We start from the raw sequence: 13,442 nt of genomic DNA, 5'->3' as shown, positions 1-13,442 counted from the left end.
AGTGAAAGGACGGATGCGAGAGCGGGCTCACGGAGCCCGGCATCCGGTGCAGAAGAGGGCGGGGGCTCTAGGAGAGCGGGCGCGCCGGGGTCGAGCCGAGGGTGGCGATCCGCGCGGTGGCGATCGTGGTCATGGTGTCCTCCTCAGGGCTCGGCGAGGTCGTCCGGTTGGCGCGACAGCCCATCAGCCTATTCCTGTGAACCAGCTGAGCGCAAGAGGAATTCCCGAGACGACGAAGAGCCCGCTCTCCGGGGAGCGGGCTTTTCGAACCGAGAGGTCAGCGGGCGGCGCGTTCGCGCGCCAGGAGCCTCTCCTTCACGGGCAGGCCCCAGGCGAAGCCGCCGAGAGAGCCGTCCGTGCGGAGCACCCGGTGACAGGGCACGAACAGGGCCGGGGCGTTGCGGGCGCAGATCGACGCGGCGGCCCGCACCGCACGCGGATTGCCGAGCCGGGCCGCGAAGCCCGTGTACGTCAGGGGTTCCCCCGGGGCGATGCCGCGGAGCGCCGCCCATCCGGCGAGCTGCAGGGCGGTGCCGGTCTGCGCGACCGGGACCGCGTCGATCGCCGTGACGTCGCCGGCATAGTACGCGCGGACGGCACCCGCCGCGTCCGTCTCGGCCTCCCGCACAGCGTCGGGACGGCTTCGGGACGGCAGGCGTCCGAGGATCGCCTCGACGTCGTCGGTCCACCCGGACACGAGCACCCGCTGGCGCTCGTCGGCGAGGATCGTGAAAGGGCCGTCGGCGGTGTCGAGGGTCTGGATGAGTGCGGTCATGAGGTCTCCTCGGTGTCGGATTCGGGGCCGCGGGCGGGCCGGGTGGCGGTCTTGCTCCGCGGTCCGGCGGGGCGGATCGGGGCGGCACGCCACAGGTGCGCGCTGAGGTAGCTCCGCCACGGCGCGGTGCGCTCCGCCCAGGCGGTGAGGGTCTTCGGTTCGGCCGGGAGACCGGCAGCCGCGGCGCCGGCGCGGAGGGCGACGTCACCGGGCAGCAGCACGTCCGGATCGCCGAGCACCCGCATCCGCACGTAGTCGGCGGTCCAGGGACCGATGCCGGGCATCGCCAGCAGGGCCGCGCGCTGCGTGGGGCCGTCGTCGCCGACCGTGAGGGTCAGGCTCCCGTCCGCGAGGGCGGCGGCGGCTCCGGTGACGGCGCGGATGCGGGCGGCGGGCCCCCGCAGCACCTCGGCGCCGTGGGCCGCGATGGCCGACATCGTCGGGAACAGCAGCCCCTCGGGGGTCCGCTCCCCCAGCGCGTCGGTGAGGGCGGTGAGCGCGGTGCGGGCGGCGACGACCGTGATCTGCTGCCCGATCATCGCGCGGATGAGCATCTCGTGCGGATCGGCCGCTCCGGGCACGCGGATACCGGGGGTGCGCGCGATGAGGGGAGCGAGAGGCGGGTGCGCCGCCAGGGCCTCGTCGATCGCCAGGGGGTCGGCGTCGAGGTCGAAGATCCGACGCGCGGTCGCCACCAGCGGCGCGAGGTCGCCGAGCTGCGCGACCCGAGCCCGGAGGTGCAGCCGCTCCGTCTCCTCCTGACGCACCTCGAACCACGCAGGGCCTCCGGGCATCCGGAGGTGTCGGGAGAACGCCGTGGCCGTGGCCTCCTCGACCCCGGTCACCGCCCGCGCCGCCATCCACGCGAAGATCCCGGCCGCATCCAGGGGACCCCGGTACGGCAGGACCAGGTCGATCGTTCCCGGCACGGACGCGGACGGCGTGCGGCGGCGGGCGCGCAGCTCTCCGGGCGTGAGGCCGAACACCTCGCGGATCGTGTCGTTGCACTGGCGGATGCTGTGGAAGCCGGCGGCGAAGGCGACGTCTGCGATGGGCATGTCCGCCCCCACGAGCAGCATGCGGGCGGTGTGGGCGCGATGCGCTCTCGCCAGTGCCAGAGGTCCGGCGCCGAGCTCGGTCGTCAGCAGCCGCGTGAGGTGACGGCTCGAGTAGCCGAGGCGCGCGGCGAGCCCTGGCACGCCCTCGCGCTCGACCACGCCGGACGCGATCAGCCGCATGGCGCGAGCGGCGGTGTCTCCGCGGACGTCCCACGCGGGCGACCCGGGGGCGGCCTCCGGCAGGCAGCGTTTGCATGCGCGGTAGCCCGCCTCGTGCGCCGCGGCACTGGTCGGATAGAAGGTCACGTTCTGCGGCTTGGGGGTGCGGGCGGGGCAGCTCGGACGGCAGTAGATCCCGGTCGAGCGCACGGCGGTGACGAACTGGCCGTCGAAGCGGGTGTCCCGGGCGCTGATGGCTCGGTAACGCTCGTCGAACGCGGTCACGGGGAGGCTCATGCCCTCCACTCTCTCACCCCCGCATGGCTACGGCTGGCGGAAATCGGACATCGCGGTTTCTTCCCCGAAACCCCGCCGACGCGCCGAGACCCCGGGGTGCAGACGTGCGCACACCGGGGTCTCGACGGAAGACCGGGGTCTCGGTCAGTGGAAGAAGTGACGCTCCCCCGTGAAGAACATCGTGACGCCGGCCTTGCGCGCGGCATCCACGACCTCCTCGTCACGAACGGACCCACCGGGCTGCACGATCGCCGTGACACCCGCGTCGATGAGCACCTGGGCGCCGTCCGCGAAGGGGAAGAACGCATCGGACGACGCGACCGATCCGGCGGCACGATCCCCTGCCCGCTCCACCGCGAGGCGGCACGAGTCGACGCGGTTGACCTGGCCCATGCCGACGCCGACCGTCGCATTGTCCTTCGCCAGGACGATCGCGTTCGACTTCACGGCCCGGCAGGCCTTCCACGCGAAGATCAGGTTCTCCATCTCCTCGTCACTCGGACGCTCCCCCGACACGAGCTCCCAGTTCTTCGCGACCGAGACGATGTCGTCCGGGAAGCGGTCCGCGTCCTGGAGCAGGAGACCGCCGGACACGAGCCGCACGTCCATGCGCTCCTGCTGCCAGTCCTCGGGGAGCTGCAGCAGGCGCAGGTTCTTCTTCGCCTTGAAGACCTCGAGGGCCGCGGGCTCGAACGACGGCGCCACGATCACCTCGGTGAAGATGTCCTTCAGGTTCTCGGCCATCTTCAGCGTCACGGTGCCGTTCGCGGCGATCACCCCGCCGTACGCCGACACGGGGTCGCACTCGTGGGCACGGAGGTGCGCGCTGGCGATCGGGTCGAGGGCGTTCGGGGCGGTGGTGGCGATCCCGCAGGGGTTCGCGTGCTTGATGATGGCGACGGCGGGCTTGACCATGTCGTAGGCGGCGCGCAGGGCGGCGTCGGCGTCGACGTAGTTGTTGTACGACATCTCCTTGCCCTGCAGCTGCGTGGCCTGGGCGATGCCGTGGCCCCCGGCGCGGGTGTAGATGGCGCCGCGCTGGTGGGAGTTCTCGCCGTAGCGGAGCGTCGCGAGCCGCTCGGCCTGGATCGTCAGATGCGCCGGAAGGTCGCCCGGCTCGTTGAGGGTCCCCTCGGCGAACCACTGCGCGACCGCCGTGTCGTAGGCCGCGGTGTGCGCGAAGGCCCGCGCCGCGAGCTCCCGGCGCTGGGCGAGCGAGGTGCCCCCCTGCTCCACGGCCGCGACGATCGCGGGGTAGGACTGCGGCGACACGACGATCGCGACGTTGGCGTGGTTCTTCGCGGCCGCGCGCACCATGGCGGGGCCGCCGATGTCGATCTGCTCCACCACGTCGTCGCCCTCGGCACCGGAGGCCACGGTCTCCACGAACGGATAGAGGTTGACCACGACGAGCTCGAACGGCGCGATGTCGAGGTCGGCGAGCTGACGCTCGTGGTCCTCCAGGCGCAGGTCGGCGAGTAGGCCGCCGTGCACCTTCGGGTGCAGGGTCTTGACGCGGCCGTCGAGCATCTCGGCGACACCCGTGACCGCGGCCACGTCCGTCACCTCGAAGCCGGCGTCGCGGATGGTGGACGCCGTGGAGCCCGTCGAGACGATCTCGACGCCCGCCTCCGCGAGCGCGGCGGCGAGCACGAGCAGGTCGGTCTTGTCGCTGACCGAGACGAGGGCGCGCCGGATCGGCACGGTGTCGCGATCGCGGTAGAGCGTGGGGTCGTGGCGGGGGCCGGCCATGATGGGCTCCTTCGTGCGGGGGCGTCGGGGGGTCAGGGGGCGGAGGTCAGGGCGAGGTCGCCGGTCGCGATGCGCCGGACGACGTCGATGAGGAGCCGGCGCTCGACCGGCTTGATGCGCTCGTGCAGCGTGTGCTCGGTGTCGTCGGCCCTGATCGGCACGCGCTCCTGGGCGAGGATGGGGCCGGTGTCGACGCCGTCGTCCACGACGATCACGCTGGCACCGGTCTCGCGGACCCCGGCGGCGAGGGCGTCGCGGACGCCGTGGGCTCCGGGGAACTCCGGGAGGTACGCGGGATGGGTGTTGATGATCCGGGGCGCGTAGGCGGCGACGAGCGAGGACGGCAGCAGGCGCATGAGGCCGCTGAGCACCACGAGGTCCGGCGTCCAGACGGCGAGCTGACGACCCAGCTCCTCGCCCCACGCCTCGCGGCTCTCGTGCTCGTGCCACGGCACGGTGAAGCTGGGGATGCCGAACTCCTCGGCGTGGGCCAGCCCGTCGGCTTCGCGGTCCGCCCCGACCACGACGACACGCGCCGGGAAATCGGGGTGACGAGCGGCCTCGAGGAGGGCGCGAAGGTTCGAGCCGGCGCCCGAGATGAGTACGGCGACCGTGAGCACGCGCCCAGTCTACCGGCGTGCCGGCGACGCTCAGACCCGGTCCGCAGAGCGCTAGGGACGCCTAGCGACGGTCGTCGTCGGCGTGGCCCTCGGAGCCGAGCGTGGACATCTCCTCGATCCAGCGGTCCGTACGCTCTTCCGCGAGCTCGTCGCGGTTGCGCGGCGACAGCAGGAGGATCGCGGCGCCGACGAGCACCTCCGCTCCCAGCGACAACGCGAACGGCAGCACCGCCGGTCCCACGACCTCGAGTCGCCCCGGGCCCATCGAGCCGTTCGCGACGGCGGCGGCGAGCGCGGCCACGCCGGCCGAGACCGCGGCGATCCCGACCGCGATCACAGCCCGGTGCAGGAGCCCGAGCGGGGTCCCCTCCCAGACGAGGCGCGAGCGCACGGCCCACCCGGCGAACGCCCCGGCGGCCACCGGGATCAGGATGACGATGAGCATCCACATCGAGGTGTTCTCCGGCAGCAGACCGAAGGCGGGGATGCCCGGGACGACGCCGAGCTGCGTCCCCGCCGGCGACACCGCGGTGCCCGCGCCGACGGCGAACCCGGGGCCGGCGAGCCAGGACGCCGCCCACACCACCAGTGTGGGCAGATAGGCGAGTTGCCCGAGGGTGAGCACGGTCGCGCCGAGCGCATCGACCCGCGCCGCCTGGAACAGCGCGACGACCTCGCCCCCACGGGTCAGGACCGACAGGGCGACGGCCAACGCGGCAGCCCCCAGCACACCGACGAGCGCGAACGCCGCCCCGCGCACGACCGCGGACGGTACCGGCGCCCAGTCCTCCCTGGCGTCCAGCACATCGTGGATGCGGTCCAGCACGCCGCCGTCGCCGTCCTCCCACGCGACGCGGACGGCGCCGCACACGGCGCCCACGAGGTAGACGGCGGGGGGCAGCAGGATCGCGAGAGCCAGCGGGACGCGAGCGGCGCCCAGCGCGGACGTGAGGGCGACGACCGTCGAGATCACGGCGAACACGACCGTCCCCGACAGGGATCCCAGCACCCACGCGCCGGATCGTGCGGCCCGGGCGCCGGAGCGCGCCGCGAAGAGCAGAGTGAGCAGCAGGAACGCCAGCGGCGTGACCGAGACGGCGAAGCGCGCGGCGTCGGCCGGGATCGCCAGGGTGACGAGCAGGGCGTCCGGGATCGTGATCTCCAGAGGGACACCGTGCCCGAACTCCCACAGCGTTCCGGTGAGCGGCCACAGCGCCCCCCAGTCCGCGGTGACACCGAACGCGAGCGTCCACAGGAGCGTCAACGGCGCCAGCAGCACGGCCAGCCCGACGGCGGCCGCGATGGCGGCGTCGAGGGCGGCGAGGAGCGCGACGAGGAGGCGTTGCATAGCGCCTTCGAGACTACGACGACTTCCGGTCCGGCCCCCGTGGGCGCGCGCGAGGCGGACGACACGGTAGCGTTTCTCCGGAGGTTTCCCGATGACTACTGCCCCACCCGCCCCGGCGTCCACCGAACCCACCGGTACCCTGGACCGCTTCTTCGAGATCAGCAAGCGCGGATCGACGATCGGCACCGAGATCCGTGGAGGCCTCGTGACGTTCGTCACGATGGCCTACATCGTGATCCTGAACCCGATCATCCTCTCCGGAAAGCCGGACGTCGCCGGCGACATGCTCGACTTCAACGCCGTCGGTGCCGCGACGGCCCTGACCGCCGGCGTCATGACGATCCTCTTCGGTGTCGTCACCCGCCTGCCGTTCGGCTTCGCCGCCGGCCTCGGCATCAACGCCTTCGTCGCGTTCTCCGTCGTCGGCCAGGTCACCTGGCCCGAGGCGATGGCGCTCGTGATGATCAACGGTGTCGTGATCGTGCTCCTCGCCGCCACCGGGCTGCGGAAGGCGATCTTCGACGCCGTGCCCTTCCAGCTGAAGATCGCGATCACGGTCGGCATCGGCCTGTTCATCGCCTTCATCGGCTTCGTGAACTCGGGCTTCGTCACGGCGACCGGCGCCTCGTCGCCGCCCGTCGGCCTCGGTGTCAACGGGTCGGTCGCGACCGTGCCGAGCCTGCTGTTCGTGATCACCCTGCTCCTCACGGGCATCCTCGTCGCGCTCCGCATCAAGGGCGGGATGCTCATCGGCCTCATCGGCGGCACCGTACTCGCGGTCATCGTCGAGGCCATCTGGCACATCGGCGCCCGCGGCGTCGATGACGACGGCAATGTCGTGAATCCCGGCGGCTGGGGCCTCACCGTCCCGGCGCTGAACGGCTCCCCCGTCAGCGTCCCCGACCTGAGCCTCATCGGCGCCGTCGACTTCTCGTTCGACCTCGGCAAGGTCAGCCTCGTCGCCCTCGTGATGATCGTGTTCACGCTCCTCTTCACGAACTTCTTCGACGCCATGGGCACGATGACGGGCCTGGCCAAGGAGGCCAACCTGGCCGACGACAACGGCGACTTCCCGCGCATCAAGTCGGCCCTCGTGGTCGAGGGTGTCGGGGCGATCGCCGGTGGTGCGACCTCGTCGTCCTCCAGCACGGTCTTCATCGAGTCCGGCGCGGGTATCGGCGAGGGTGCCAGGACGGGACTCGCGAACGTCGTGACGGGCATCGTCTTCCTCATCGCGATGTTCCTGACCCCGCTGACCTCGATCGTCCCGACGGAGATCGCCGCCGCGGCGCTCATCATCGTGGGTGCCATGATGATGGCCCAGATCCGGCACATCGACTTCGGCGACTTCCGGGTGCTCCTGCCGGTGTTCCTCACGGTCTCGGTCATGCCGCTGACGTACTCGATCGCCAACGGCATCGGGGCGGGCTTCGTGAGCTGGGTGCTCATCCACGCCTTCTCCGGCAAGGCCAAGACCATCAGCCCGCTGCTGTGGGTGGTCGGCGCCGGCTTCCTGATCTTCTTCGCCCGCGGTCCCATCGAGGCCCTCTTCGGCGTCGGGATCTAGCCCCGCTCCGAGTCGCGCACATGGCCCCATTCCGACACGGAATGGGGCCATGTGCGTGATTCGAGGGAGGTGAGGGTATGACGAAGGCCCCGGGGTGGAGCCCGGGGCCTTCAGGTCAAGCGTAGCTCAGATCAGAGCGACTCGATGATCTCGCGCATGAGAGCGGCGGTCTCGGACGGCGTCTTGCCGACCTTGACGCCGGCGGCCTCAAGGGCCTCCTTCTTCGCCTGCGCGGTACCGGCCGAGCCGGAGACGATCGCACCGGCGTGACCCATGGTCTTGCCCTCGGGAGCCGTGAAGCCCGCGACGTAGCCGACGACCGGCTTGGTGACGTTCGCCTTGATGTACTCGGCCGCACGCTCCTCGGCGTCGCCGCCGATCTCGCCGATCATGACGATGGCCTTGGTCTCGGGGTCGGCCTCGAACGCGGCGAGCGCGTCGATGTGCGTGGTGCCGATGACCGGGTCGCCGCCGATGCCGATGGCGGTCGAGAAGCCCAGGTCGCGCAGCTCGAACATCATCTGGTAGGTCAGGGTGCCCGACTTCGACACGAGGCCGATCGGGCCCTTGCCGGTGATGTTCGCGGGCGTGATGCCGACGAGCGCCTCACCGGGGGTGATGATGCCGGGGCAGTTCGGCCCGATGATGCGGGTCTTGTTGCCCTTGCTCTGCGCGTAGGCCCAGGCCTCGGCCGAGTCGCCGACGGGCACGCCCTCGGTGATGACGACGAGCAGCGGGATCTCGGCGTCGATGGCCTCGATCATCGCGTCCTTCGTGAAGGCGCCGGGGACGAAGGCGATCGACACGTCGGCGCCGGTCTCCTTCATGGCCTCGGCGACCGAGCCGAAGACGGGGAGCTCGACGGCGTTGCCGTCCTTGTCGGTGTGCGAGACGGTGGTGCCGGCCTTGCGGGCGTTGACGCCGCCGACGACCTGGGTGCCGGCCTTGAGCATCAGCGCGGTGTGCTTGGTGCCCTCGCCGCCGGTGATGCCCTGGACGATGACCTTGGAGTCCTTGTTGAGGTAGATCGACATGTTCTGTTCCTTAAATCCTGTCGAAGCGTCAGGCGTTGGCGAGCTCGGCGGCCTTGTCGGCGCCCTCGTCCATCGTCGCGGCCAGGGTCACGAGCGGGTGCGCGTAGTCGGCGAGGATCGCACGACCCTCGTCCACGCGGTTGCCGTCCAGGCGGACGACGAGCGGCTTGGAGGCCGTGTCGCCCAGCGTCTCCAGGGCACCCTTGATGCCGTTGGCGACGGCGTCGCACGCTGTGATGCCGCCGAACACGTTGACGAACACGCTCTTGACCTGCGGGTCGCCGAGGATGACGTCGAGACCGGCGGCCATGACCTCGGCCGAAGCGCCGCCGCCGATGTCGAGGAAGTTGGCGGGCTTCACGCCGTTGTGGTTCTCACCGGCGTAGGCGACCACGTCGAGCGTCGACATGACCAGACCCGCGCCGTTGCCGATGATGCCGACCTCGCCGTCGAGCTTGACGTAGTTGAGGCCGGACGCCTTGGCCTTGGCCTCGAGCGGGTCGGCGGCGTCCTTGTCCTCGAGCGCCTCGTGCTCGGGGTGGCGGATCTCGGAGGCGTTGTCGTCGAGCGTGACCTTGCCGTCGAGCGCGATGATGTCGCCGTCCTCGGTGCGGACGAGCGGGTTGACCTCGACGAGCGTCGCGTCCTCACCCTTGTAGACGTCGTACAGCTTCACGAACACATCGGAGACCTTCTCGACGAGGTCCTCCGGGAAGTTCGCGGCGCGAGCGATCTCGACCGCCTTCTCCTTGTCGATGCCGGTCAGCGGGTTGACCTCGACGCGGGCGAGGGCCTCAGGCTTCTCGACGGCGAGCTGCTCGATCTCCATGCCGCCCTCGACGGAGCACAGGGAGAGGTAGGAGCGGTTGGCGCGGTCGAGCAGCACGGAGAAGTAGAACTCCTCGGCGATGCGCGCACCCTGCGCGACCATGACGCGCTTGACGACGTGGCCCTTGATGTCGAGCCCGAGGATGGCCTTCGCGGCTTCGTACGCCTCATCGGGGGTCTTGGCGACCTTGACACCGCCGGCCTTGCCGCGGCCTCCGGTCTTGACCTGGGCCTTGACGACCACGACACCGCCGATCTTCTCGGCAGCCGCCTTCACCTCCTCGGGGGTGTCCGCGACGATGCCGGCGAGGACCGGCACTCCGTACTTCTCGAAAACGTCTCGTGCCTGGTACTCGTACAGATCCACTGTGCTTCCTTCACTGGGCTGCGGTCTGGTCTGGTGATTCTCTCGATGTCGAGACATCGACCAGTCCCCCAGCCTACTACCGCAGGCTGAACGCTCCGACGCCCCGACGCCCTCGCCGACCCGCCGACGCCTCCGGTACGATTCTCGGCGTCGGAGCCAGACGAAGGAGACGACGTGAGCGACCTCACCGGCGCCCAGGCGCAGCGCATCATCCGCGACGAGAAGCTCACCGCGACCGCGAACTGGTTCGGCCGTACAGGCCGACCTCAGTCGTCCGCCTGGATCGAGCGCGAAGGCGAGGAGTGGATCGTCTGGGAGGCCGACGAGCGCGGTGAGCGCTTCCATGCGCCGCTCCGCTTCCGCTCGGAAGCCGAGGCCCTGGACCTCTTCATACGGATCGCTCGGCGGTATCGGGCATCGGACTCGCGCGCGAGTCGGCGAACCCCGGACGCCTCGTGACCACAGCCAGGATCAGCATGGACGGTCGCGCGCCCTCACGGAAACGCGGGTCCTGGAACTGCGTCAGCGGTGCGCTCCCGCGGGGACGCTCGGGCGTGAGCCCCACGGCGGTCTAGGATTTCGCCATGCAGGAATCCGCAGAGCTGCGCACCGGGGGCGTCGTCGCCGCCGCGCTCGAACTCTTTAGCGCCCAGGGGTTCGACCAGACGTCCGTGGAGCAGATCGCCAAGGCCGCCGGCGTCTCCCGGTCGACCTTCTTCCGGCAGTTCGGCGGCAAGGAGGACGTGGTCTTCGCCGATCACGAGGTCCTGCTGGAGCAGCTCCGGGAGTTCCTCGACGAGGGGCACGACGATCCGTGGGGCGCGGTCTGCGCGGCATCGGAGTCCGTGTTCACGCACTTCGCGAACGACCCGGAGCTCGCGCGACGGCGCTACCAGATCGTGCGGGAGGTGCCGGTGCTCCGTGAACGCGAGATCATCACCGTGTTCCGCTACGAGCGGCTGTTCGACGAGTACCTGCGCAGCGCCCTGCCGGGAGTCGATCCGCTGGACGCGGTGGGCTTCGCGGCGCTCGTGACGGCGGTGCACAACCACGTGCTGCGACAGCTCCTGCGCGGACGCAGGAAGGTGCCGCTGTCCACCCTCCAGTCCGCGCTCGCGGATGCGCGTCGACGGTACGGCGTCGGCGAGGACACCGCGGCGGGGGCTCCAGACGACATGGTGGTGGCGGTCTTCCCCCGTTCGATGCCCGTCGCCGAGGTCACGCGGAGGCTGCGCTCCGAGCTCGACTGAGCCCGCCGGAGAGATCGTGATACCGAGTATCGAGGAGTACGATACCTGGTGTCACGAAGGAGCATCATGAGCACGGAAGCCTCCCCCGTCCCCGGCGAGCGCGTCTCGTCCTACGACATCACCGGACGGCAGGACAGCGACTACTACGCCGTCTTCGCCGACATCCCCGCCGTCGATCGGGAGGCGTGGGATCGTGCGAAGGCGTACGTCGACGAGGTCGCCCCGCAGATGGCCGAGGCCTGGGACCGCGCCGAGTACCCGCTCGACGCCGCCCGCCGCATGGGCGAGATGGACCTCGTCGTCGACGGCGTCGACCATCCCGCGCTCACCCGACTCTCCCCGCTCGCCGCCGGCCTGGTCAACATGGAGATCTCGCGCGGAGACGGCTCCCTCGGCACGATCCTCGCCGTGCAGGGCGGCCTCGCGCTGCGGACGCTCGCCCTGTTCGGCTCGCCCGCCCAGCAGGACCGCTGGCTCACGGCACTCGCCGACGGCTCGGTACTCGGATCCTTCGCGCTGACCGAGCCCGACCACGGCTCGGACTCCGTCTCGCTGGAGACCGTGGCCCGCCGCGACGGCGACTCCTGGGTCCTCCGCGGCGCCAAGAAGTGGATCGGCAACGGCGCCTCGGGCGGCATCGCCTTCGTCTGGGCACGGGTCGACGACGAGTCCGCCGCCGAGCACGGGGCGGTGCGGTGCTTCCTCGTCGAGCAGGAAGCCCCCGGGTACACCGGCACCGTGATCCGCGGGAAGGCCTCACTCCGCGCGATCCACCAGGCGCACATCCGCCTCGACGACGTGCGGGTACCGCTGGACGCGGTGCTGCCGGGGACCAGGAGCTTCAAGGACGCCTCGACCGTGCTCTACGCCACCCGGTCCGGAGTCGCCTGGTCGGCGCTGGGCCACGCGACGGCCTGCTACGAGGCGGCTCTGGCCTACGCGAAGCAGCGTGTGCAGTTCGGCAAGCCGCTCGCGAAGTTCCAGATGGTGCAGGAGAGGCTGACGCACATGCTGGAGGACCTGACGGCGATGCAGCTCTATTGCCGCCGGATGGCAGACCTCGAGCAGGCAGGAGCGCTGCGTCCGACCCAGGCCTCGCTCGCCAAGTTCCACAACACCCGGGCGGCCCGGCGGATCGCGGCGACGGCGCGTGACCTCTTGGGAGGCAACGGCATCCTTCTGGAGAACGGCGTCATGCAGCACATGGCCGACATCGAGGCCATCCACACCTACGAGGGCACCGAGTCCGTGCAGGCCCTCCTTCTCGGCCGCGACATCACCGGGATGAGCGCCTTCGCCTAGCCCTTCGAATCGCTCACTTCGCTGGGTTCGGCGACCGGATGCAGCGAAGTGAGCGATTCGAAGCAGAGGAGGCGGTCGCGATCGTCCCAGGGGTCGACGGGGCGGAGGCCGCGGGACGTGTAGAGCCGGATCGCGGCGTCGCGCCACTCCCACACCGACAGCCGCACCGCACCCTCGGCCTCCGCCAGGACGGCGTCGAGCAGCGCGGAACCGACACCTCGGCCGCGCACGGCGGGGTCAGCCCAGAGCCGCTTGATCTCGGTGTGACCGGCATACGGCAGGGCGATCACCACGCCGGCCGGGGCCCCGTCGATCTCCGCCACGAGCACCCGACCATCGGCGTACGCGGTCGCAGGGTCACGGACCTCCGGCCGGTACCGCTCGGGGAGTTCGCCCTCGGGTTCCTCCGGATCACCCAGGACGTCGTGCTTCTCCTGCTCCGTCTGACGGAGGTACGTCGAAACCGCCGTACCGACGAAGGCCGCATCCTGTGGCCACTCCGCCTCGCGGACGGAGACGCCGCCGTGCGACGCGGAGGCCGCGGGCATCAGTCGCAGCCGCAGCCGCCGGCGGGGGTCTTCACCATGAAGCAGACGTCGCACACGCCGTAGTCGCGCTCGACGGGCTTCGGCGCCGCGGGGGTGCGCGGTGCCGAAGGGGTGCGCGGCGTCGTGGAACGCTTGGCCTTGACGGGGGCCTGCGGGGCGAACTCGCTCGGGTGCGTGACGTAGAAGTACGGCGCGCGCCCCTCGCTGGGCTGCAGCCGCAGGCGGGTCGAGCCGACGGTGACGACCTCGTCCTCCGTGAATCCGTTGGTGTACGTGCGGCCGATGTGCAGCGCCGCGCCCTCGCGCCGGATCGCCTCGATGTAGCGACCGCGGTCGATCAGAGAGGTCACCCCCGCGGAATCGACGATCTCGGTGATGAACGCATGGTTCACCGGATCGATGCGGTGCGCGCGGAGCGCCTCGGGAAGCGAGCGGTACGGACGGGAGGTGCCGGCGGGGGTCGGGCCCTGGACTTCATTCATCCCTTCCAGGATCGCACGGCGCAACCCCCTCCGCCGACCGCGGACTCGCGTGCGA

General features: G+C 70.9%; 13 protein-coding genes. 4 read left to right on the top strand and 9 right to left on the bottom strand.

Features of this window, described 5'->3' with window-relative positions; genetic code table 11:
- Positions 1–277: 277 nt before the first annotated feature.
- The 5 genes from AB0310_RS00935 to AB0310_RS00915 form a co-directional block, all read right to left on the bottom strand.
- Entirely contained in the window at positions 278–775 is a 498-nt protein-coding gene (locus AB0310_RS00935; protein ID WP_187663465.1) for a methylated-DNA--[protein]-cysteine S-methyltransferase, read from the bottom strand.
- On the bottom strand, positions 772–2,289 hold the full coding sequence (locus tag AB0310_RS00930; protein ID WP_366236383.1) for a DNA-3-methyladenine glycosylase 2 family protein: 1,518 nt from the start codon (positions 2,287–2,289) through the stop codon (positions 772–774). The genes AB0310_RS00935 and AB0310_RS00930 overlap by 4 nt, the downstream gene beginning before the upstream one ends.
- A 144-nt stretch (positions 2,290–2,433) precedes the next feature.
- Positions 2,434–4,041, bottom strand: a complete 1,608-nt coding sequence (gene purH / locus AB0310_RS00925) for a bifunctional phosphoribosylaminoimidazolecarboxamide formyltransferase/IMP cyclohydrolase (RefSeq protein ID WP_259954278.1) — start codon at positions 4,039–4,041, stop codon at positions 2,434–2,436.
- Between the two features lie 32 nt (positions 4,042–4,073).
- Positions 4,074–4,661, bottom strand: coding sequence for a phosphoribosylglycinamide formyltransferase (purN, locus tag AB0310_RS00920; protein WP_101847100.1), 588 nt, complete (start codon positions 4,659–4,661; stop codon positions 4,074–4,076).
- Between the two features lie 61 nt (positions 4,662–4,722).
- A complete protein-coding gene (locus tag AB0310_RS00915; RefSeq protein WP_366236382.1) occupies positions 4,723–6,009 on the bottom strand; it encodes a cell division protein PerM in 1,287 nt (428 codons plus the stop codon).
- Between the two features lie 91 nt (positions 6,010–6,100).
- On the opposite strand from AB0310_RS00915, the gene AB0310_RS00910 reads away from it, so the two are divergent.
- Positions 6,101–7,576 (top strand): NCS2 family permease, encoded by a 1,476-nt coding sequence (locus AB0310_RS00910; RefSeq protein ID WP_315637414.1) that lies wholly within the window; start codon positions 6,101–6,103, stop codon positions 7,574–7,576.
- A gap of 131 nt (positions 7,577–7,707) precedes the next feature.
- On the opposite strand, the gene sucD is transcribed toward AB0310_RS00910, so the two are convergent.
- Together sucD and sucC are read right to left on the bottom strand one after the other, a co-directional pair.
- Positions 7,708–8,610, bottom strand: coding sequence for a succinate--CoA ligase subunit alpha (sucD, locus tag AB0310_RS00905; protein ID WP_025103778.1), 903 nt, complete (start codon positions 8,608–8,610; stop codon positions 7,708–7,710).
- Positions 8,611–8,638: 28 nt separating this feature from the next.
- Positions 8,639–9,805, bottom strand: coding sequence for an ADP-forming succinate--CoA ligase subunit beta (sucC, locus tag AB0310_RS00900; protein ID WP_025103777.1), 1,167 nt, complete (start codon positions 9,803–9,805; stop codon positions 8,639–8,641).
- Between the two features lie 174 nt (positions 9,806–9,979).
- On the opposite strand from sucC, the gene AB0310_RS00895 reads away from it, so the two are divergent.
- The 3 genes from AB0310_RS00895 (at position 9,980) to AB0310_RS00885 (ending at position 12,357) form a co-directional block, all read left to right on the top strand.
- Complete coding sequence (locus AB0310_RS00895) at positions 9,980–10,264, top strand: hypothetical protein (RefSeq protein ID WP_280568171.1); 285 nt, start codon at positions 9,980–9,982, stop codon at positions 10,262–10,264.
- Between the two features lie 125 nt (positions 10,265–10,389).
- Entirely contained in the window at positions 10,390–11,055 is a 666-nt protein-coding gene (locus tag AB0310_RS00890; protein WP_366236381.1) for a TetR/AcrR family transcriptional regulator, read from the top strand.
- Between the two features lie 66 nt (positions 11,056–11,121).
- Entirely contained in the window at positions 11,122–12,357 is a 1,236-nt protein-coding gene (locus AB0310_RS00885; protein WP_366236380.1) for an acyl-CoA dehydrogenase family protein, read from the top strand.
- Here AB0310_RS00885 and AB0310_RS00880 read toward each other — a convergent pair.
- Together AB0310_RS00880 and AB0310_RS00875 are read right to left on the bottom strand one after the other, a co-directional pair.
- Positions 12,354–12,905: a GNAT family N-acetyltransferase gene (locus tag AB0310_RS00880; protein ID WP_366236379.1), complete on the bottom strand. Its 552-nt coding sequence runs from the start codon at positions 12,903–12,905 to the stop codon at positions 12,354–12,356. The two genes, AB0310_RS00885 and AB0310_RS00880, sit on opposite strands and share 4 nt — an antisense overlap.
- The gene (locus AB0310_RS00875; protein ID WP_259954268.1) at positions 12,905–13,387 is read right to left on the bottom strand and encodes a hypothetical protein; all 483 of its coding nucleotides are present in this window, start codon (positions 13,385–13,387) and stop codon (positions 12,905–12,907) included. Before AB0310_RS00875 ends, AB0310_RS00880 begins: the two co-directional genes overlap by 1 nt.
- Positions 13,388–13,442 lie beyond the last annotated feature (55 nt).

It is taken from the genome of Microbacterium meiriae (genome assembly GCF_040702565.1).
Taxonomy (GTDB): Bacteria; Actinomycetota; Actinomycetes; order Actinomycetales; family Microbacteriaceae; genus Microbacterium; species Microbacterium meiriae.
This window is presented reverse-complemented; position numbering and strand designations above follow the sequence as displayed.

Bases quoted from the DNA above. Each gene is read 5' to 3' on its own strand.
- sucD (WP_025103778.1), bottom strand. From the start codon at position 8,610: ATGTCGATCTACCTCAACAAGGACTCCAAGGTCATCGTCCAGGGCATC.
- AB0310_RS00915 (WP_366236382.1), bottom strand. From the start codon at position 6,009: ATGCAACGCCTCCTCGTCGCGCTCCTCGCCGCCCTCGACGCCGCCATC.
- purH (WP_259954278.1), bottom strand. From the start codon at position 4,041: ATGGCCGGCCCCCGCCACGACCCCACGCTCTACCGCGATCGCGACACC.
- AB0310_RS00890 (WP_366236381.1), top strand. From the start codon at position 10,390: ATGCAGGAATCCGCAGAGCTGCGCACCGGGGGCGTCGTCGCCGCCGCG.
- AB0310_RS00885 (WP_366236380.1), top strand. From the start codon at position 11,122: ATGAGCACGGAAGCCTCCCCCGTCCCCGGCGAGCGCGTCTCGTCCTAC.
- AB0310_RS00875 (WP_259954268.1), bottom strand. From the start codon at position 13,387: ATGAATGAAGTCCAGGGCCCGACCCCCGCCGGCACCTCCCGTCCGTAC.
- AB0310_RS00910 (WP_315637414.1), top strand. From the start codon at position 6,101: ATGACTACTGCCCCACCCGCCCCGGCGTCCACCGAACCCACCGGTACC.
- AB0310_RS00930 (WP_366236383.1), bottom strand. From the start codon at position 2,289: ATGAGCCTCCCCGTGACCGCGTTCGACGAGCGTTACCGAGCCATCAGC.
- AB0310_RS00935 (WP_187663465.1), bottom strand. From the start codon at position 775: ATGACCGCACTCATCCAGACCCTCGACACCGCCGACGGCCCTTTCACG.
- AB0310_RS00880 (WP_366236379.1), bottom strand. From the start codon at position 12,905: ATGCCCGCGGCCTCCGCGTCGCACGGCGGCGTCTCCGTCCGCGAGGCG.